Raw genomic sequence first — 20,473 nt, forward strand, 5'->3', positions numbered from 1 at the left:
ACCGGCGGCAGTTAGGCTTACTTATAGCTGCGCTGGGTCGGCTTGACGTACTCAAAGACCAACGGCTCTTTGTGCAAGCGTGGCTTGGCCAAATCGCCGGTGAACTCCCACGCCGCCACATACGAGAACTGCTCGTCGTTGCGCAGCGCCTCGCCATCGGGCGTCTGGTATTCCTCGCGGAAGTGGCCGCCACACGACTCCTCGCGGTGGAGGGCATCGAGGCACATCAGCTCGGCCAACTCGAGGAAATCAGCCACGCGGCCAGCCTTCTCGAGCGCCTGATTGAGATCGCCAGCCTCGCCGGGCACATTGACATTCTCCCAGAACTCGGCGCGGATCTCAGGGATGCGGGCCAAGGCTTCGCGCAGACCGGCAGCGTTACGCGCCATGCCGCACTTATCCCACATCAGCTTGCCCAATTCGCGGTGGAACGAATCGACCGTGCGCTTGCCGCGAATGCTGAGCAGGCGATTGATGCGCTGGTTAATCTCGGCTTCGGCCTCGGCAAACTCAGGCCGATCAATGCTTAGGCCGCCGGGTTTGACTTGGGCGAGGAAGTTGGCGATGGTATAGGGCAAGATGAAGTAGCCATCGGCCAACCCCTGCATCAAAGCCGACGCGCCGAGGCGGTTGGCGCCGTGATCCGAGAAGTTGGCCTCGCCGATCACAAACAAGCCGGGGATGGTGCTCTGCAAGTTGTAGTCAACCCACAAGCCACCCATCGTATAGTGAACGGCGGGATAAATGCGCATCGGCGTTTCATACGGATCTTCGCCGGTAATCTGCTTGTACATATCAAACAGATTGCCGTAGCGCTCGGCGATCTTCTGGCGGCCAAGGCGCTTAATCGCGTCGGAAAAGTCGAGGTAGACTCCCAACCCGCCGGGGCCGACGCCGCGGCCCTCGTCGCAGACCTGCTTGGCTGCGCGCGAGGCGATGTCACGCGGCACCAGATTGCCGAAGCTGGGGTAGCGCTCTTCGAGATAGTAATCGCGCTCAGATTCGGGAATATCTTGCGGGCGGCGCGGATCACCCTTCTTCTTGGGCACCCAAATCCGGCCATCATTGCGCAACGACTCAGACATCAGGGTCAGCTTGCTCTGATAATCGCCGCTGACCGGGATGCAGGTCGGGTGGATCTGGGTAAAGCAGGGGTTGCCAAAGAACGCGCCGCGGCGATGGGCGCGCCAGATCGCGGTAGCGTTGCAGCCCTTGGCATTGGTGCTGAGGTAGAAAACGTTGCCGTAACCGCCGGTGGCCAGCACCACCGCATCGGCGACATAGCGCGACACCTTGCCAGTCACCATATCGCGGGTGATAATCCCGCGGGCGCGGCCATCAACCACGACGAGATCGAGCATCTCGGTGCGCGGGAACATCTTGACCGTGCCGGCGGCAATCTGGCGGCTAAGGGCCTGATAGGCGCCGAGCAACAACTGCTGGCCGGTCTGGCCGCGGGCGTAGAAGGTGCGGGCCACTTGCGCGCCGCCGAACGAACGGTTATCAAGCAGGCCGCCGTACTCACGGGCGAACGGCACACCTTGGGCGACGCACTGGTCGATGATATTGACCGAGACCTGCGCAAGGCGATAGACATTGCTCTCGCGGGCGCGGAAGTCGCCGCCCTTAACCGTATCGTAGAAGAGGCGATAGATGCTATCGCCGTCGTTGCGATAATTCTTAGCCGCGTTGATGCCACCCTGCGCAGCGATGCTGTGGGCGCGGCGCGGGCTATCTTGGTAGCAGAAGCAGAGCACGTTATAGCCGGCTTCGCCGAGAGTTGCGGCGGCTGACGCGCCGGCAAGGCCGGAACCGACGACAATAATCGTATACTTCCGGCGATTGGCTGGGTTAACCAGCTTCATCTCGAAGCGATGCTTATCCCAGCGCTGCTCGATCGGCCCGCTTGGCGCTTTGGCGTCGAGCGCGCTCACGAACTCGACCTGCCGCGTCCCGGTGCGAACCGTCGTCTCATTCTTGATCTCGCTCATGCGGAATTCCTCGCTCTTCTAGCGTTGGGGCGGCCTGTTAGGCGACAAAGCCGAAGTAGACCGCCAACGGGAAGGAGACGTTACCGATAAAGACGGCTGCCGCCACTAAGATGGCCAAGCCGCGCAACAGCCGGTCGTAAGTGCGGTTATTCCAACCCAGCGTTTGGAACATGCTCCAGACGCCGTGGTAGAGGTGCAAGCCAAGGAAGACCATCGTCAACAGGTAGAAGCCGACGATGAAAGGATTCTGGAACCCGTACACAACATTGCTATAGGTCTCGTAGGTGTCGCCGTGGGGATGGATAAATTGACCCGGCTCGTAGCCGACGACGCCGAAGGTCAGGTGCAAAATATGGTACACGATGAAGAGAAAGATCAACACGCCGCCGAAGCGCATCGTATAATCGGCATAGCCAGATTGGCGCTTGTGCTGGCCATAGCGGCGCATGGTGGAAATGCTGCTGGCGCGCAGGCTGCGCTGGCTTTGCAAGGTCAGGCTAGTGGCTGCCCAAATGTGCAGAAAGACCGAAGCAATCAAAACAAAACGCGCGACCCAGAGTAGGTGTTCGTGGCCGAAGACGGGGTAGCCGAGTTCGCGCAGACCAGCGGCATACGCATTGTACACCTCAGGCCCTTGATACATCTTGAGATTGCCGTACATGTGAAACACGACGAAGCCGACCAAAACAAAGCCGGTCAGCGCCATAATCACCTTCTTGCCGACCGACGTGCGGGTGAGGGTGAGCACTCCTGTCATCGTTCCATCCTTCCCCAAACCAACATCTGCGCAACAAAAGAGATGACAACCAACTGCCGGCGTATGCCGGCAGCAGTGAAATATCCGTGACTTGCCCCACAAAGTATTGTACCGCTTCAGAATTATAACGGAATTACGATCAATTGTCTACCGATTGCAACTGTGCGCTTATTCTTTGTGAATAAAGACGCGAGGCATTAGAAAGCCATCCGGCTTGATAAGGGCATGGGTGATTATTCGCGAAGAGAACCTATTGATCTTGAATCAATAGCAAAAAGGTCTGTTACCGGCGGCGTATTATGGCGCAATGGCTAGTGGATGGCTAGAGGTGTTGGGCAGAGGGCAGTGTGATTGGCGATACCGAGAAACTACTAGCGGCGCACCGCAGTGCGCCGCTGCCATAGTATTGATTTGGTGTGGAAGGATTATAAATCCAGCCGCACCTTGGCGCCGAAGTTCTTCTTTTCCTTGCTGGGGAAATACGACAGGCACGCCGCATCGAGCAGGTCGGGGCTCAGGGTCGGCGTTTCCATATTGTAGCGAGCGATCGCGATGAGCTGATCGAGAATATCGCGCGGCTGGCACATGCGGAATGGCCGTTGATCGGGCTTAAACCACTTCGCGATCAGATAATCGATACTGCGATCATCGTACGGCACCTTCCGCACCTTGCACATAATCTTCCAAATCTCGCGCCACTGCTCTTCGGTGGGGTCAATCACCTCAATCTTAAACTTAATCCGGCGCAAGAGGGCATCATCACCCAAATCCTTGGGGTCAAGGTTGGTGCTGAACATAATCAACTGGTCAAACGGAATTTGGATCTTTTGCCCAGAGACCGTATTGAGAAAGTCATACCGCTTTTCGAGCGGCACGATCCAGCGGTTGAGCAGGTCAAACACACGCACCTGCTGGCGGCCAAAGTCGTCGATCAGGAAGATGCCGCAATTGGCCTTCATCTGGAACGGCGCTTCATAGACCTTTGAGGTCGGGTTGTAGACCAGATTGAGCTGTTCGAGCGTCAACTCGCCGCCGACGATAACCACCGGGCGGCTAATCCGGATCCAGCGCCGGTCGTACTCAGTCTCTTCGGGCAGCGGGCGGCGGGGTGGTTCGTGAATAACCGAGTCATACATCTTGATCACCGCGCCATCGGCGTAGACGGCGTAGGGAATGAAGATATCATCACCCATCAGATAGGTAATCCGCTCGGCGATGGTGGTCTTGCCGTTGCCGGGATAGCCAAAGAGCATCACCGACGAACCGGAATTGACGGCAGGGCCGACCATATTCAAGATCGACTCATCTATCACCAGCCCTTCAAAAGCATCGCGGATATTGCGGCGGGTGACTTTGACATTCTTCACCGTCTGCGCCTTGACCGACTCGATCCACTTGTCGAGCGGCACCGGGCAAACGCCGACATATTGCACTTTTTCCATCGCCGCTTGGGCGGCGGTCTGGCCGCGCGGCGTCAAGACATATTCGTAGTTAATATCGCCAAACCCGCGTTGGCCGACAATATCGATCTGTTCAACATTGCGCAGATCGATGATGATTTGCTCGATCACGCGGTAAAACAGCCCCATTGCCTCGGCCAATTCCATGCCGGTAGCGCGGCCTTTGTTGTAGAGAATGCGCAAAAATTGCTCGGTAAGGAAGGTGCGGTTCAGACCGGTCTCATCAATCGTGGCCGGCTGCGGCGGTAGAAACGAATTGCTCAATTGGGGACGCGCTTCATCATCAGATGGCGGCGGGTCGCCGAGCATGCGCAGCGCAGCCACATTCTCACCGCGGGCGCGCGCCTCGCTAATCAAGCGTTCGAGATCGGTCACGTGCATCTGCAAGTGCAGCAGCGCATCAACGTCATTTTTGGCTTGCGCCTCTTTCAGGCAGGCATAGACCGCGCGAGCGACCGTGTATTTGACGCCATCGATGTACAGATGGTGGCAATACTCTTGATTGCGCACGTAACAATCACGGGGATGGCTCTTGCGGGCCAACATTTCCTCGTATGAGCGTTGATCAAGCAGATACCGTATAGATCTCCTTACCGAGTGAAGACAAGGGAAACAGCCGTTGCGCGTGGGAACAGGCGCCAACGCCGGCGCGAGCACGTATTACTAATTGTTCATATTGTACGCCTTCAGCGAACCATCGTACTACCAGCGATCAGGCTCTAGAGCGGATTTGCCCGATCACAACGCAAAAAAACTGCTTGACGAACTGCGCGTTTCTTGCTACAATTAGAACACTTGTTCGACCTGTTCACGAAAAAAGAGTTCATGAGATCGGTCATTACTGATCGGCGCCACGGGACGAGCAGCGCGGCAGGGCAGGTCGCAAGGTGACTATTGCGAAAGGAGGGCTGGCATGGCGACCACCAGTCGGGAATTGCAACCGGTGCGGCGCGTGTATGCAGTTGGCCGTATCGTCAGGGGAATGGTGACGGTGTTGGCGGTGGCGGCGCTGGTCGTCATTGTGGGAACTGTCGCCGAGTTTGGCCGTATCATGATCGACGATTGGCGGTATGGGCGTCCGCGCACCACGCATCTCATCGGCTACGCGGGCCTGCCGGCGGAGCGGGCCGGCCAGCCATCACGCTTCATTGCGATGAATCTCGACCGGCAGGTGGTGATTGTTGCTTTGCCCGGCGGTGATCCGGCCCAAGCGCAGACGTGGCAAGGCCCCTATCTGTTTGGGTTACACGAAGATCTGACGCCTGTGGTATTATCATTAGAGGATATCGATGGTGACGGTCTCGCCGATCTGTTAGTTACCATCCACTACGAGCAACTGGTCTATCTCAACCGTGATGGCACGTTTCGGCTGCCCACCCCGGAAGAGTGGCACCGGCTGGCGCAGGAGCGGAGCAAGTGAGCGCCTTTCCTCACCGTAAGCGGCCCCGGCAATTGGGTCAACCGCTCTTCCCAATCGAAGGCCCAGCCACGGAGCGCGCGCCGTCGCAACCGCTGGCCGATCTGACCGCCGATCTCGATGCGGCGCTGGCTGATCGGCTCCAGTACGAGATCGCACCTGAGGCGCTGCCCGGTCTGCGGGTGCCAGACGATGTACGGTCAGTCTACGAGCGGGTCCAGCGGCCGGCGCGGGCGGCTAGCCCATCCCAATCGCGCCGCACCACGCCAGAGCGCGCACCGGCCCGTGGCGGGGCCGAGCGAGCGATTGGGTCGAGCGCGCCAACTGGCAATACCCGGCCAACATCCACGTTGGGCGGACGGACGTCCGCAGCGGATACGGCCAGCGCCCCGCGCGTGCCGGTGAAGGGTGGCGCTAGCGGGTACCGGGCAGCGCAAGCTCCCGTGGCGCGTGAGCGATTGGCACCAGCCCGACCCGCACCATCCCCAACCAGCATCACAGCGGAGGGAGCCGTGGCCGAACGGCCTGCGCGATCCGCTCGATCTGCCCCGTTCACTGATCCGTTGTCGGCAGGGACGTTGCCTTATGAGCCGCTATCATCACGGCCCTTCGATCCGCCGCCGGTTGCCGGTTGGTTTAACCACCCGCTGGTCATGGCCGTGATCGGGGTGATCAGCGTGGTGGTGATTGCACTTGCGTGGATGGCGTCGCCCGCATCGCCGATCTTGAGTTTTCAATACGCTAACGCCGGCACCGGCAGCCGTGATACAACCGCTAATATCGCCTTGGCATTAGCTGCCGTTCCATCGCCGGGTGATCACCGGTTACGTGTTGCTCCTAGTCTCTCACCGGCGCAGATCGACCAAATCCTGCGCAGCTACGGCTCGCCGGCGGCTGGCACCGGCGAAATCTGGTACCGGCTCGGCGTTGAATATAACATCGATCCGGCTTACGCCGTCGCGTTCTTCATCCACGAGAGCAGCGCCGGCACCAACCCCAATTGGGCCGGGCGCAAACCTGATGGCAGCACGACCCACAATGTCGGCAACATTATCTGCGCCGGCTACCCAACCTGCTATGGCCGGTTCCGCGACTATCCCGATTGGGAGACCGGCATTGCCGATTGGTATCGCCTGATCGACGTGGAATACATCCGCGGGCGCGGCTTGCAGACGGTAGCCGAGGTGATCCCGATCTACGCGCCGGCGTTTGAGAATGATGTGCAAGGCTATATCAATGTCGTCACAAGCCTTGTTGACCGGTGGCGCGCTGGGCAGGTGCCGTGATGTTATGCGGCAGTGGCGGTGCTGTAACGGTGTGATGCGGCAGTTGGACTGCCGCAATCCATAATCATATGAGGTGCAAGGCTCTATCAATGCCGTCACAAGCCTTGTTGACCGGTGGCGTGCTGGGCAAGTGCCGTGATGTTATGCGGCAGCGGCGGTGCTGTAACGGTTTGACGCGGCAGTGCTACTGACGCACTCCATAATCCAACAACCTTTCACCCAGAAGTTCTATGCGGCAATCCTCAACCATTGTCATCATCGGTATCATTGCGCTGGCCGCCTTTGTCTTGCTCGGTATGGCCAACAGCGACCGGCGCGTGCTGAGCGGCTGGCGCGGCCCGGTAGGCGCTGGCGAGGCGTTGGTTGCCAATGCGGCGGCGCCGGCCAATGCGCTGGTCGGTGTCGCCCAACCGCAAGGGCGTGGCCTTGATGCGGCGCTCGTGCCGAGCGGCAATCCGTTGCGGGCGGCTAATACGGTGATCACGCAAGGGTATGGCGTGGGGACGCACGCGCCGGCCAGTGTGTGGGGAGCGATTGACCTCGCCCTCGATGGTGATGGCGACGGCAAGGCCGATCCTGAAGGGACGTGGAACCAGCCGGTGTATGCGACTCATGCCGGGCGAGTGACGTTGACGCGCGATAGTTGGCCGGGGGGCAATCACATTTGGGTGACAAATGATCAGTATCGCACTGGTTATGCGCACCTTGCCGGTTTTGCGGTCAGCGATGGGCAGTGGGTGAACCCCGGCGATCTGATCGGCTATATTGGCTCGACCGGTATGTCAAGCGGGCCGCACCTCGATTATCAGGTATGGGTTTGGCGCGATGGTCAGTGGGTGAACCAAAACCCACTCGATTACATGCAACGAATAAACGAATGAGGGAACGAATAAACGAATAAACGAATAGTGAGTGGGGAGCCAACGAGGAAGCGCATGCAATTCGCTCTCGTTGGCTCTATGATTCGGCGCATGAGGGCGTGATGGGTTACGGATCAGCGTCTGCGGACGGGTGCGATCGCCCCACTGCGTTTCGGCGAATGAGCGTGTGATGGGTTACGGATCGTCGCCTGCGGACGGGTTTGATCACTCGACTGTAATTCGGCGAATGAGGGCGTGATTGCTGGTACAGCAATACGCCCTGCTTACGGTTATCAGTTGACTGAGCCTATCGCCCGCGCTACGCCGAGTTTGCGACCTTCTCCTGTTCCGATGCTAACTCAATCACTTCGCCAGTTGCTTTTGGTTGCTCGCCAGCCTGCGTCGCTGACTGATTGGCAAGGCCAAGCGCTGCCGCGCGCCATGCTTTGGCAGCATACGGGCCGTGCGGGTCCACTTTCAGGCTAGCGCGGAATTGTTCGTAGGCCATGCCGGTTTCGCCGCAATGCCAGAGTAGCACCCCAAGCTGATAATGCAACGAGCCGCGGGTGGCAGGCGGGCATGCCGGGGCCCATCGTATTGCTTGGGCAAGGTAAGAGACCGCTTCGGTGCGTCGTCCAGTCTTGAGCAAGTGCGCGGCTAACGCGCAGTGGATGACAGCGCGATCGGGCAGGCGGCGGGCATAGGGGAGTGCAGCGCGCAAATAGTGCTCGATCTGCTGATCCCCGGTAGCGCAATCACTCATCACCATAGTTGCCTCAAACGTGTTTGGTTGCAAATAGCGGGCATACTGGGCACAGCGGTTGGCTGCGTCCGGTTCTTCGGCTAAGATGTGCGCCGCGGCCAGCGCAGCGTAGAGCTTGTGGTTATCCGGATCAAGCCGGCAAGCTTGCTGGAGATACTTAACAGCTAATGCGGGGCGATTGCGTTGTAACGCACTGAGCCCCAACAGCCAATACGCATCAGCGGAATAGGGATTCATCCGGCGCGCGGCGCAGGCCAATGCAGTGGCATTGTGATAGCGTCCGTGCTGAAAGCGCTGCCGGGCGTGCCAAAGCAGCAGATAGCGAGCCAGAAACCAAAGGCTGCTCATTGCGCCCAGTGTCACTGCGAGCGGTGACCAATCGGTGAGGTCGATCCACACCATACTGGCCAGCAAGGCAACCAGTTCCGGCGTTTGCAAGAGGACACGTCCGGGCCGGTGCGTTGCGAGACGATGGGGAGGGATAGGGGGAGAGCCGGGTGGTTGGGTGGCCATACAAGCTCCTTTACGAGATGCTTATGGTCACAGGCAGCGCAACGCTGTTGTTGTCAGCGTACCTGATTGCAGGCTTGCTGCCTAGTTCCAAAATTACGATATGCCGTCGTGCGATGCTGCTACGAACAGGATAGCAGACGGTTGTGACATGTACGGTCACATGGATGGGGGAAATTGGGTTTTTGGCCCTCACCCCCAACCCCCTCTCCCACCTGATGGTGGGAGAGGGGGAGCGGCCGGATTGGCGGCAACGAGATTGCTACAGCGAAACGCAGCAGCGCCCCTCTCCCGCTAGCGGGAGAGGGGTTGGGGGTGAGGGTCTGTTTACCGCTGAGGGTGCTGAGGATGCAGAGAGGAAGTGTCATTGCGAGGGCGCGTAGCACCCGAAGCAATCCCCTCCGTCAGCGGATGAGATGCCTGCGTGTATCGCTCCCGCTGAAGGGGGAGATTGCTTCGCCGCCTCTGGCGGCTCGCAATGACAACCGAAGCGGCGCTTCCCTCCAAAACCCCTCGGCGTCCTTTGCGCCTTTGCGTTTGGTTGCTCTGTGCCCTCTGCGGAGCCGGACAGCCGTCCGGCGCTCCTGCGCCTTTGCGTTTTACCCCCTCTGCGACTGTGCTTGCTTTGCGGCTCTCACCTGACGGCGGGATCGGGGGAGCAAGGACAACTCCTCCGTAGATAGAGCAGGAGCAAAGCGCCTGCCTACGCAACGGCATGGTACAATCAATGGCAAGGAAGGAGCAGCTATGGCTACAGTCACTCTTCACCTGCCGGATGAGATTTACCGTCGTTTGCACGCCGAGGCGCTACGCCGGGGGCAGCCAGTTGAGACGGTCGCCACCGAGTTGTTAAGTGCGCAGTTGCCGGCGGCGCCGCTCAGCGAGCGCGAACAGGTGACCGCTATTCTCCGCGCAGCCGGGTTACTTACCGAGTTGTCGCCGGAGGAGAAAGAGCGGGCGGCGCAATCAACCTTAACGCTAGAAGAGGCGCGCGCTATTCTTGATCGCGCCGGTGGTAAGCCGCTCAGCGAAGTTATTTTGGAAATGCGCGGGCCAAAGGAATGAGTGTCTTTTTCCTAGACTCCAGTGCTTTGACGAAACGGTATTTGCATGAAATTGGCAGTGGTTGGGTTTCGGCGATCACTCATCCTTTGGCCGGCCACGTCGTTGTAGTTGCCGAGATTACACGGGTGGAAGTTGCTGCAGCGCTCGCAGCGCGCTGCCGGGCCGGCGCAATCGCTTTGCGTGAACGGGACGATCTGGTGAGTTTGTTGTTACGGCATTTTGATGCTGAATACCAGATTGTTGCCATTGAACCGGCGGTAACCAGTCAAGCGGTAGCTCTAACCCAGCGTCACCGGCTGCGTGGCTACGATGCGGTGCAACTTGCGGCGGCGCTGCTCGCTAATCAGCCGCTGATTGCGGCTGGTCTGCCGGCGCTGACATTCATCGCCGCCGATGAAGACCTGATTGCCGCTGCGCGCGCCGAAGGTCTGCCGGCTGAGAATCCGAACCATTATCTCTGATAGCTTTTGCAGCCTCCTTACCTGCCTGACGGCGGGAGAGGGGGAGCGGCGTGGTTGGCGGGAACGGCATTGTGGAGCGAGAAACAGTCGCGCCCCTCTCCCGCTAGCGGGAGAGGGGTTGGGGGTGAGGGTCTGTTTACCGCCGAGGGCGTGGAGGACGTAGAGAGGAAATGTCATTGCGAGGGCGCGTAGCGCCCGAAGCAATCCCCTCCGTCAGCGGATGATATGCCTGCGTGCATCGCTCCCGCTGAAGGGGGAGATTGCTTCGCCGCCTCTGGCGGCTCGCAATGACAACCGAAGCGGCGCTTCCCCCAAACCCCTTTGCGCCCTCTGCGGAGCCGGACGTCCGTCCGGCTCTACGGCGCCGTTGCGTTGACTCCCTCACCCCCCAACCCCCTCTCCCACCTGACGGCGGGAGAGGGGGAGCAGCGTGGTTGGCGGGAACGGCATTGTGGAGCGAGAGACAGCAGCGCCCCTCTCCCGCTAGCGGGAGAGGGGAGGGGGTGAGGGTTTCCCATGCCCCCCTCCTAGCCTCCCCCCGCTGGGGGGAGGCATGAAAATCCCTCCCCCAGCGGGGGAGGGGCATGGGGTGGGGCACATCTGGCGGGTGTATGGGAGGGCTGCTATGGAGCGGCATACCACAGCGCCCCTCTCCCGCTAGCGGGAGAGGGGTTGGGGGTGAGGGTTTCCCATGCCCCCCTCCTAGCCTCCCCCCGCTGGGGGGAGGAATGAAAACCCCTCCCCCAGCGGGGGAGGGGTTTGGGGTGGGGGAAAGGATTGCAGCCTCACAACCCCTGTTTGGTGGAGATGGGGGGAGTCGAACCCCCGTCCAGAAAGCTAGACCGCAGACATCTACAGGTTTAGCCCCTCGCTTGATCTCGCCCGTGGTCGCGCGAGTGGCAGAGCGACCGGCGGGCCAGCCTATTGTCTTAGCCGGTTGCGCTTAGGCGAGCGCTACCGGAGCACCCGACTCACGACGCTCGATCCGCAGCCATCGGGGGAGCTGCGGGGAGCGCGCTGCCAATTGCTTAGGCAGCGAGGGCCAGCCGAGGCTGAACCCGAGCGTTGTTGTTGGCAGTTGTTGCCTTGCCCCTTTTACGTGACTGGGCGGCACGACCTGCAGTCTACGGCGTTCACTCCCTGTCGAAACCAGAGCATCCCCGTAGTCTGTATAGGTAAGTATAAATGGTTTGATCGCGTTGTCAATCGGTCTTGCGATAGAGATTCGTTAATGTGCAGGGGGAGATGGGGTAGAGCGGCGCTCTGCTCTTCCTTGCGTGGCTTGAAGGGCAGACAGATCATTCGGTTGGTCACACGCATTGATCGCTATGCAATGCCTCAACACCCAGCTTTGCGCTCCCCTCTCCCGCGCCAGTGGGAGAGGGGCTGGGGGTGCGGGCCATCAGCCTGCGCAGCGGGCTTCGTACTCCCTAGTTCCGGATCAGATGTTGCTTGTCCGCCCTTACTTGCGTGGGGGCGGGTTATGGGAGATACTATACATATCGTTTGGATCTGAAAATGAAACCGCGAAGGTGTGATTCGCTTCTGGCTGTTGCATGGGCGGTGCAGCGCATGCTACGGCGCGAGCGCAGGAGGACGTGATGGCTGGCATTTACGACATCGGGTTAGAGAAAACTGCTGCGAATTATGTGCCGTTGACGCCGTTATCGTTGCTGAAGCGGGCGGCGTTGGTGCATCCGCAGTTGCCGGCAGTGATCCACGGCGAGCGGCGCTATACGTGGGCGCAGGTCTACGAGCGCGCGCGGCGGTTGGCGTCGGCGTTGCGCGCCGCCGGGGTTGGTCACGGCGATACGGTGGCGGCGGTGTTGAGCAATACGCCGGAGATGTACGAGTGCCATTTTGGCGTGCCCGGCGCCGGCGCGGTGCTCAATACGATTAATGTCCGGCTCGATGCGGCAACCATCGCCTTTATCCTTGATCACGGCGAAGCCAAGGTGTTGATCACCGACCGCGAGTTTGCGCCGGTGGTGAAAGCGGCGCTTGACCAGTTGGGCCGTTCGTTGTTGGTGATCGATGTGGATGACCCGGAGTACACCGGCCCCGGCGACCGGCTAGGTGCGCTCGATTATGAAAGCTTTCTGGCGAGCGGCGATCCGCAGTTCGAGTTGATCTACCCCGCTGATGAGTGGGATGCGATTTCGCTCAATTACACGTCGGGTACCACGGCCAACCCCAAGGGTGTGGTCTACCACCACCGCGGCGCTTACCTCAACGCGCTCTCGAATATCGTGTCGTGGGGGATGCCGCACCACGCGGTGTACCTGTGGACGCTGCCGATGTTCCATTGCAATGGCTGGTGCTTTCCGTGGACGATGGCGGCGAATGCGGGGACGAATATCTGTTTGCGGAAGGTGGATGCCGGTTTGATTTGGCAGGCGATTGAGCGGTATCGGGTGACGCACTACTGTGGCGCGCCGATTGTCCATTCGCTGATCGCCAACAATGCGCCACCCCATTGGCGGGCCGGGCAGGGGAGCCACAAGGTGAGCGGGTTGATTGCGGCGGCCCCGCCGCCAGTGGCGGTGTTGCAGGCGATGGCCGAGATTGGCTTTGAGATTACCCACGTTTATGGGTTGACCGAGACGTATGGCCCGGCGGCGGTGTGCGCCAAGCAACCCGATTGGGCAACGTTGCCGATCGAGGAGCAGGCGCGGTTGAATGGCCGGCAGGGGGTGACGTACCACGCCGAAGAGGCGATTGGGGTGTTTGATCCGGCGACGATGCAGCCAGTGCCGTGGGATGGCCAGACCATGGGTGAGGTGATGTTCCGCGGCAATATTGTGATGAAGGGCTATCTCAAGAACCCGGCAGCCACCGAGACGGCCTTCCGCGATGGTTGGTTCCATTCCGGCGATTTGGCGGTGGTGCATCCCGATGGCTATATCAAGATTACCGATCGGGCGAAGGATATTATCATTTCGGGTGGCGAGAATATTTCGTCGATCGAGGTGGAAGATGCGCTGTATAAGCATCCGGCGGTGATGCTGGCGGCGGTGGTAGCGGCTCCCGATCCGAAATGGGGGGAGGTGCCGCATGCATTTATCGAGTTGCGTGACGGGGTGAGTGTGACCGAAGAGGAGTTGCAGCAGCATTGCCGGAAGTATTTGGCGGGTTACAAGATTCCGAAGAAGTTTACCTTTGGGCCGTTGCCCAAGACCTCGACCGGCAAGATTCAGAAGTTTATTCTACGCGAACAGGCCAAATCGCGGCAGGCCATCGCTGACGTGTAGGCGCGGTAGAGCCGGACGGCTGTCCGGCTCCGCAAAGGGCGTAGAGAGATCAAACGCAAAGGCGCAAGGAACGCAAAGGGCGCAGAGAGATCAAACACAAAGCCGCGGTAGAGCCGGACGGCTGTCCGGCTCCGCAGAGGGCGCAAAGATTGTTGATATGGTGATCATCCTCCGCGCCCTTCGCGCCTGCTGCGGTACCCACCGCCCTCCCCCGCCGGTGGCAAACACATGTTCGCGTTTGTGGCTTTTGTGTGTTTTTGTGGCTATTCCCTCCGCGCCCTCGGCGACCTCTGCGGTAAATACCTTACCCCCACCCCGTGCCCCTCCCCCGCTGGGGGAGGGGCGGACAGAACACTTGCCCGAATACAACCGTTGATCGCTGTGCGATGCCTAAAAGGCTGGTGCTGCGCTCCCCTCTCCCACGCCAGTGGGAGAGGGACTGGAGGTGGGGCCAGCAGCCCGCGCAGCGGGCTTCGTAATCCTAGCCCGGCCCTTTAGGGCCGGGTTCTGGACAGATGTTCTGTCCGCCCTTGAACCCCGCTGGGGGAGGGGAAGCTGACTCCTCCCCCCAGCGGGGGGAGGCTGGGAGGGGGGGCAATACCAAGGCGCAGAGCGAGCAAAGGCGCTGTAGAGCCGGACGGCTGTCCGGCTCCGCAAAGGGCGCAGAGATTGTTAATATGGCGATCATCCCCCGCGCCCCCTGCAGTAAACAACGCACTCCCCGCCGGGGGCAAACACATGTTCGCGTTTGTGGCTTTTGTGTGTTTTTGTGGCTATTCCCTCCGCGCCCTCGGCGTCCTCTGCGGTAAAAACTTGCCCCCACTTTGTGCCTTTTGCGTCTCTTTGTGGCTATTCCCTGTTCCAACCACATCTCTACCTGAGCCGGTTCGTTCCGCTATCGGGGGAGATTGCTTCGGTCGGGCGACTCCCAGCCGCGCTGGGAGCCGCCCCTCCCTCGCAATGACAAGCGGCAAGCGGGGGATGGTGTACCCTCCCCCCAGCCCCAAATGAGAATGGTATACTGAAAGAAAGCAGTTGTCCGTGGAGTCGCTATGCGCGGAATTGGCCGGTTGTTACGAGTGATCTTCCGCGGGCCAGAACGCGCGTTTGGCTGTCTGGTCTTCTTTTTGGGCGGGTTTAGTTTGGCGACGTGGCCGCTGGCCGGCGTGGGGCCGATTATGGCCCTGATCACGCTGTTGATTATCGTCACCGGTCTGGTGCTCTTTTGGCGTGATGCGGGCTGGTGGCGCCGGTTGTGGGGCGGCGGGTTGATGCTGGCGGTGGCGGCGGCGATTATCGCCTTGCTGAATCCCGATACGCCCCATGGTGCGTTGTTTCGGGTGGTGGCGTGGCTGTCGCTGCTGCCGGCTCTGTTTGCGGTTGCGAGCTTTGCGGTGAAGCAGTGGCGGGCTGCGCCGGCAGATGGTGAGGATAGGGCAAATCATCCACCCCCGCCGCAGCCGGTGGCTCCGCCAGCCGGCCCGTCTGAATTGCCGCCGCCGTTGCCGCGTTCCACGTCGCCGGTGGCGCCAGCCGAGCTGCCGCCGCCGTTGCCGCGCCGGGCGCTAGCAGCCGAGGACGATCTGTTGGCGCAGTTGTTGGGTGTGCCGCCGGAGAATGAGCATGGAGATCGATCCACGCGCGCGCTTGATTGAATGGCCGAGCGCAGCGTTAGGTGTGACCGGGCGGATGTATGTCTATGCGCCGCCGGATTACCAGCCAGAGGGGCCGCCGCTGCCGGTGGTCTATTTGTTGCGCGGTCACGAGCGCGAGTGGGTGAACCGGCGCGAGGACGAGAGCCGGTTCGGGAGCGCGATCGATGTCTATGAGCGGGTGCGGGCGCGCGGCGACGTGGGGCCGTTGTTGCTGGCTATGCCCGGCTTGGCGAGCGCTGATAATCGCATTCCCGGCCTGCTGGCCGATTTTGTCGCGCCGGAGCTTACCGATGCTCCCGGGGTGGGCAGTGGCCGCTTCGCCACCTTCTTTTTCGATGAGGTGTTGCCGTTGATGGAACGTGAATTTGGCGCGCACCCGGCGGCGCGGGCCTTGACCGGATTCTCGCTCGGCGGCTATATGGCGGTCAAAGCGGTGGCGCTGCGCCCCGATCTGTTTGTCAGCGTCAGCGCCTACGATGGCTCGTTTCCGTATGCCAGCGATGGCGGGCGGATGGCGCGGCGCTACGATACGCTGCTCAACGCGACGATGTTCGATCCGGCGTTGGGCCGTCCGCGCACCCCGGAAGTGATGCGTGCGCAGAATCCGATCTGTCTGTTGATGCAAGCTGACCGGGCGGCGCTGAGACGGATTACGTGGATGATCCAGTACGGGCCGGAGCATATTGAGCCGTGGGGGTCGAATTTTTACCGCGGTGAGTATCTCTTGCGCGCACTGGCGACGCTAGGCATCGCGAACGCGGTACCGGTGGCGGCGCTGCCCGACGGTGCGCATACGTGGGCCGTGGCCGACCGCCATCTCGAACAGGCCTTGCCGTTGCACTATCGAGCGTTTGAACGGGTCTTAGCACACCGGCTATGAAATCGCCTCCCCGCAATACGATCGAACTTCTCGTTCGCCTGCGCTGGCCGTTTGCGGCAGTGGTCGGGTTGCTGTTTGCGCTTACCCGGCTGGTGGAAGGGATCTTGTTCGATACCGCGATGGAGACGCCAACCGGGCGGGCGGTTGATCCGATTGTCTGGGGGTTGCTGGCGTTTGCCGCGATTTGGATCGTGTTTAGTTGGGCGATCCGGCAAGAGCGGGAGCGGATCTCGAACGAGACGCGCATGCTCGAGGCCCTGCGTGAGAGTAATGAACGGCTGGAATTGCTTTATGAAATTAACCAGCGGGTTGCGTCGAGCGCCACCCTCGATGAGGTGCTCGATTATGCGATTACGCTGCCGGCCCGCTTGGTTGATGCGGCGGCGGCGGCGATTGTGCTGACCGATGAGCAGGGCCAGCCGTATACGGCGCGGGTGACCGGGATCGATGCGGTGATGTTGGAACGGGCGCGGGCTGCGTTTGGGTTGCGCGCCATGCCTGCGCCGCCGGCCCAACCATCGGTGCTGCGGCCCCAGCAAGCCTGCGGTTGGGCGGCTTGCTTGGTGTTGCCGCTGGCTGAGCGTGACGCGCCGCCGATCGGCTGGATCGAGGCGTTCCTCAAAGAGGGCGAAGCGGCGCTGCGCGAAGCGCGCCAGCCGTTGTTGGCGACGGTTGCCAGCGAGTTGGCCGAAGCGGTGGTCAATAGCCGGCGGCGCGACCGTGTGATCGCCAGTGTTGCGGCGGTTGAGCGGGCGATTAGCGCCGAGCGCACCCGGATTGCGCGCGATCTGCACGATGGGGTGGCCCAGTCGCTGGCCTTTATGCGCATGCGGATCAATCTGTGGGAAGATTGGCTGGAACAAGATCCGGCGCGTTTGCGTGAAGAGTTTGCGACCTTCAAAGCGAATCTGCGCGCGCAGATCGAAGAGTTGCGCCGCGCGATCTTTGCCCTGCGCCCGATTGAGATTGGCCAGCTTGGGTTTGCCGGCGCGTTGCGCCGCTTTGTCACCGAGTTTGCCGAGCAGCACGATTGGGATGTTGAAATTGACTTGACCGATCTGCCGCCCGATCTGCCGCCGGTGCTGGAATTAGCCGCGTTCCGGTTCGTCCAAGAGGCGTTGAACAACACGGCCAAACATGCCCAAGCGCGGCGGGTGTGGGTGAAGCTCGGCGTGCGCGATCAGGGGTTGATCATTCACGTGCGGGATGACGGGGTTGGCTTTAATCCCGGCGAAGAGCCGCCGGCGGGCCATTTGGGCCTGCGCCAGATGCGCGAACGGGCAGCGGCACTCGATGGGCAGGTGACGATTATTTCGCGTCCCGGCGATGGGACTGAGGTGCGGGTGTGGTTGCCGTTGATCTATTCGGCGGTGGCGGTGTCGTAGGGAGCAGAGCGGCGCTCTACTCGTACTGATGGAACGACGGGCAGCGAGGGGGCAGAGCAGCGCTCTGCCCGTACAGGCTGGGGCAGAGCAGCGCGCTGACATGGCGGATTGGCCCCGCCGAGTGCAACTTTTGACCGATACCGCATTGCGCTGGTGGTAAGGTAAGATACAACTATGAATATGCCACCACGCCGGTGTGGTGATCATTGCAGACGAGGAGCTATGACCACGACAACCACTGACCGCATCCACATCTTCGAGCAGGTGTTAGCCGGCCTCATGCGCCGTTACCGCGAGCGGGTGCCGGATGTGACTGCTATCGCGCAAGCGATGGTCGCCGAAGGGATTATCGATTCCCCAGAAGCGATCGAGAATGACCATATCGCCTTCCGCACCATGGGAGTGCCGCAGCTCGGCATTCGCTCGCTCGAGAAGATTTTTCTGCATTACGGGTACGAGCGGCGCGACCGCTATCACTTCCCGGCCAAGAAGCTCGATGCCTTCTGGTACCTCCCGCCGCGCCCCGATTTGCCGCGCATCTTCATCTCTGAATTGCGCGTCGGCGATCTATCGCCGGAAGCGGCCGCAATTATTCGCAGCTATACCGATGAAGTGACCGCTGATCCGGTTGATGCGCTCGATTTGGATGATGCGGCGCAGGTGGATGACTTCCTGCACCGGCCGCTCTGGCGCTTGCCCACGTGGGCTGATTATCAACGCTTGGCCGCCGAGAGTGAGTATGCCGCGTGGGTGATTTACAACCGCTACTACCTCAATCACTTTACGATCACGGTGCATAATTTGCCCGCCGGCTACAACACCATCGCCGATTTCAACGCCTTCCTTGAACGGCACGGCTTCAAGCTCAACGATGCCGGCGGCAAGATCAAGGTTAGCCCCGACGGCAAACTGTTGCAGTCGAGCACCGTCGCTGAGCTGATCTGGGCTGAATTTGCCGGCGGCGAGCGCCACCAGATTGCGGGGTCGTATGTGGAGTTTGCCGAACGGCGTCCGCTCGATGCGTTTGCCCATCTGCCGCCGCACGAGCTGCGCCGCGAGCATCGCCGCGAAGGATTTGAGGCCGGTAACGCCGATAAGATCTTCGAGAGCACCTACAGCACCCAAACCGCCAAACGCGCCGCGGAGCATTAAGCAAGTAGGGGCAGAGCGAAGCTCTGCCCCTACCGGTTACCCCATCTGGCTCAATTTCTCTTGCAAAGCCCGGTTCGACGGCTCCACCAAAATCGAACCATCGGGGAAGACGATCGTCGGCACACTCTGATTGCCGTGGTTGACCTTCACCACAAACTCGGCTGCGGCCGGATTGTGTTCGATGTTGATGTAGGTGTACGGCGCGCCGTGCTGGTCAAGCACCCGCTGAGCGCGGCGGCAATCGGGGCACCAGTTGGTGCCGTAGACGACGATAGGTTGCAGCGACATAGCCTCCTCACCAAGTGTATTCCACGAATGAAGCTGCGTGAAGCAGCTTCATTATGAAGTATACCAGTATTTTGCGTTCCTGCTGTCGGTTTACGCCGCGACCGGCTCCTCTTGCGGCACCTGCTTAACGATTTCGATCTCGATGTCGATCGTCACCTCTTCGCCAACCAGCACGCCGCCCGTCTCGAGCGCAACATTCCACGTCAGGCCCCAGTCTTTGCGGTTGATCTTGGTGCTGGCGCTGAAGCCGGCGCTGAGCGTGCCCCACGGCGATTTCGACTGGCCGTTGTACTCGACTTCCAGCGCCACTTCACGGGTGACGCCGCGGATCGTCAAGTCGCCAATGATGCGGCCATGGCTGTCGTCAATGACCTCCACCCGCTTGCTGGCAAACGTGATCGTCGGGTAGTTGGCGACATCGAGGAAGTCGGGTGACATCAGGTGGCCGTCGCGTCGCTCGTCGCGGGTGTCGATGCTGGCCGCGTCGATGGTGACATTCACTGACGAATTGACCGGATTCTGCTCATCAAAATTGACTGTGCCGTCAAACCGGCTAAAGCGACCGCGCACCTTCGAGATCATCATGTGGCGGACCGAGAAAGTAATCATCGAGTGTGAAGCGTCAATCACCCACGTCATACGGTTGTTGCTCCTGTGAGATTAGCATATCTTGTTCACGTAACCCAGCATAACGGGTGAGCGTCAACAAGAGCGTCAACAGGAGCGTGAACAACGGGCAAGGGGTTTGAGAGGTGAGAGAGACGGCCCAGCGGGCCGTCTCGGTGCGGCTGGTTGGTGCGCGCTAGTTTGCCTCATCCAACGACGGCACGATCTCGTAGCGGTAGCGAATATCTACCGTTGCGCCGAGCATACGCCAGACCGGGCAATAGCGGTCGCGTGACAACTCGATGGCGCGTTCGAGTGCTGCTGGATCGACGTCGCCGGCGCAGCGGTAGACCAGCTCAATCTCGGTGTACGGCTTGGGATACTCGTCGCCGCGCACGCCTTGCACGCGCACTTCAAGGCCGGTCACTGGCTGGCGCTTCTTGCGCAAGATACTAATCACGTCCATCCCTGAACAGCCGCCCAACGCCATCAGCACTGTCTCCATCGGCGAGGGGCCGGCGAGATCGGTATTGCCTTCGTGCGGGCTATCGAGTTCGATCGGGCGGCCCGAATTGGCCACGGCGGTAAAGTGGAGACCTTCGCGCAGGCGGACGCTGGCGGTAATCACTGCTCCCATACACAACCTCTCAAGGTAGGCGACGAATTGGCAGGCAAACCGGTATTAC

Annotated in this window: 17 protein-coding genes and 1 other RNA gene; 10 read left to right on the forward strand and 8 right to left on the reverse strand. The window is 60.7% G+C overall.

Annotated elements, in window-relative coordinates; all coding sequences use genetic code 11:
- Window positions 1-17 precede the first annotated feature (17 nt).
- From A6A03_RS18205 to A6A03_RS18215, 3 genes are all read right to left on the reverse strand, one after another.
- A complete protein-coding gene (locus A6A03_RS18205; protein WP_066791118.1) occupies window positions 18-1,991 on the reverse strand; it encodes a fumarate reductase/succinate dehydrogenase flavoprotein subunit in 1,974 nt (657 codons plus the stop codon).
- A 37-nt stretch (window positions 1,992-2,028) separates the two neighbouring features.
- Complete coding sequence (locus A6A03_RS18210) at window positions 2,029-2,748, reverse strand: succinate dehydrogenase cytochrome b subunit (protein ID WP_066791120.1); 720 nt, start codon at window positions 2,746-2,748, stop codon at window positions 2,029-2,031.
- Between the two features lie 425 nt (window positions 2,749-3,173).
- A complete protein-coding gene (locus tag A6A03_RS18215) occupies window positions 3,174-4,754 on the reverse strand; it encodes an ATP-binding protein (RefSeq protein WP_245669058.1) in 1,581 nt (526 codons plus the stop codon).
- A 367-nt stretch (window positions 4,755-5,121) separates the two neighbouring features.
- Between A6A03_RS18215 and A6A03_RS18220 the strand changes: the two genes are divergently transcribed.
- From A6A03_RS18220 to A6A03_RS18230, 3 genes are all read left to right on the forward strand, one after another.
- The gene (locus A6A03_RS18220; RefSeq protein ID WP_066791122.1) at window positions 5,122-5,628 is read left to right on the forward strand and encodes an FG-GAP repeat domain-containing protein; all 507 of its coding nucleotides are present in this window, start codon (window positions 5,122-5,124) and stop codon (window positions 5,626-5,628) included.
- Window positions 5,625-6,911: a glucosaminidase domain-containing protein gene (locus A6A03_RS18225; protein WP_066791124.1), complete on the forward strand. Its 1,287-nt coding sequence runs from the start codon at window positions 5,625-5,627 to the stop codon at window positions 6,909-6,911. Before A6A03_RS18220 ends, A6A03_RS18225 begins: the two co-directional genes overlap by 4 nt.
- A gap of 230 nt (window positions 6,912-7,141) precedes the next feature.
- Window positions 7,142-7,792 (forward strand): M23 family metallopeptidase, encoded by a 651-nt coding sequence (locus A6A03_RS18230; protein ID WP_066791126.1) that lies wholly within the window; start codon window positions 7,142-7,144, stop codon window positions 7,790-7,792.
- Window positions 7,793-8,090: 298 nt separating this feature from the next.
- On the opposite strand, the gene A6A03_RS18235 is transcribed toward A6A03_RS18230, so the two are convergent.
- Entirely contained in the window at window positions 8,091-9,047 is a 957-nt protein-coding gene (locus A6A03_RS18235) for a tetratricopeptide repeat protein (protein ID WP_066791128.1), read from the reverse strand.
- 744 nt (window positions 9,048-9,791) lie between these two features.
- Here A6A03_RS18235 and A6A03_RS18245 point away from each other — a divergent pair.
- Together A6A03_RS18245 and A6A03_RS18250 are read left to right on the forward strand one after the other, a co-directional pair.
- The gene (locus tag A6A03_RS18245) at window positions 9,792-10,109 is read left to right on the forward strand and encodes a hypothetical protein (RefSeq protein ID WP_066791132.1); all 318 of its coding nucleotides are present in this window, start codon (window positions 9,792-9,794) and stop codon (window positions 10,107-10,109) included.
- Window positions 10,106-10,570 (forward strand): type II toxin-antitoxin system VapC family toxin, encoded by a 465-nt coding sequence (locus tag A6A03_RS18250; protein WP_066791135.1) that lies wholly within the window; start codon window positions 10,106-10,108, stop codon window positions 10,568-10,570. Before A6A03_RS18245 ends, A6A03_RS18250 begins: the two co-directional genes overlap by 4 nt.
- Before the next feature lie 799 nt (window positions 10,571-11,369).
- Here the strand turns inward: A6A03_RS18250 and ssrA are convergent.
- Window positions 11,370-11,732, reverse strand: a transfer-messenger RNA (tmRNA) gene (ssrA, locus tag A6A03_RS18255).
- Between the two features lie 439 nt (window positions 11,733-12,171).
- Here ssrA and A6A03_RS18260 point away from each other — a divergent pair.
- The 5 genes from A6A03_RS18260 (at window position 12,172) to A6A03_RS18280 (ending at window position 18,893) form a co-directional block, all read left to right on the forward strand.
- Window positions 12,172-13,821, forward strand: a complete 1,650-nt coding sequence (locus A6A03_RS18260) for an acyl-CoA synthetase (RefSeq protein ID WP_066791137.1) — start codon at window positions 12,172-12,174, stop codon at window positions 13,819-13,821.
- Between the two features lie 1,052 nt (window positions 13,822-14,873).
- Window positions 14,874-15,476 carry a hypothetical protein gene (locus tag A6A03_RS18265; protein WP_066791139.1) on the forward strand — a complete coding sequence of 201 codons (603 nt, stop codon included), beginning with the start codon at window positions 14,874-14,876 and terminating at the stop codon, window positions 15,474-15,476.
- Window positions 15,445-16,356, forward strand: coding sequence for an alpha/beta hydrolase (locus tag A6A03_RS18270; RefSeq protein WP_066791140.1), 912 nt, complete (start codon window positions 15,445-15,447; stop codon window positions 16,354-16,356). The genes A6A03_RS18265 and A6A03_RS18270 overlap by 32 nt, the downstream gene beginning before the upstream one ends.
- Complete coding sequence (locus A6A03_RS18275) at window positions 16,353-17,741, forward strand: sensor histidine kinase (RefSeq protein WP_066791142.1); 1,389 nt, start codon at window positions 16,353-16,355, stop codon at window positions 17,739-17,741. The genes A6A03_RS18270 and A6A03_RS18275 overlap by 4 nt, the downstream gene beginning before the upstream one ends.
- Before the next feature lie 222 nt (window positions 17,742-17,963).
- Window positions 17,964-18,893, forward strand: a complete 930-nt coding sequence (locus A6A03_RS18280; RefSeq protein WP_066791144.1) for a DUF1338 domain-containing protein — start codon at window positions 17,964-17,966, stop codon at window positions 18,891-18,893.
- 36 nt (window positions 18,894-18,929) lie between these two features.
- On the opposite strand, the gene A6A03_RS18285 is transcribed toward A6A03_RS18280, so the two are convergent.
- The 3 genes from A6A03_RS18285 to A6A03_RS18295 all read right to left on the reverse strand — a co-directional run bounded on the left by A6A03_RS18285 (window position 18,930) and on the right by A6A03_RS18295 (window position 20,424).
- Entirely contained in the window at window positions 18,930-19,181 is a 252-nt protein-coding gene (locus A6A03_RS18285) for a mycoredoxin (protein WP_066791146.1), read from the reverse strand.
- A gap of 90 nt (window positions 19,182-19,271) precedes the next feature.
- Window positions 19,272-19,820, reverse strand: coding sequence for a YceI family protein (locus tag A6A03_RS18290; protein WP_066791148.1), 549 nt, complete (start codon window positions 19,818-19,820; stop codon window positions 19,272-19,274).
- Between the two features lie 163 nt (window positions 19,821-19,983).
- On the reverse strand, window positions 19,984-20,424 hold the full coding sequence (locus tag A6A03_RS18295; RefSeq protein ID WP_066791150.1) for an OsmC family protein: 441 nt from the start codon (window positions 20,422-20,424) through the stop codon (window positions 19,984-19,986).
- Window positions 20,425-20,473 lie beyond the last annotated feature (49 nt).

Source organism: Chloroflexus islandicus, from assembly GCF_001650695.1.
In the GTDB taxonomy this organism is placed as follows: domain Bacteria; phylum Chloroflexota; class Chloroflexia; order Chloroflexales; family Chloroflexaceae; genus Chloroflexus; species Chloroflexus islandicus.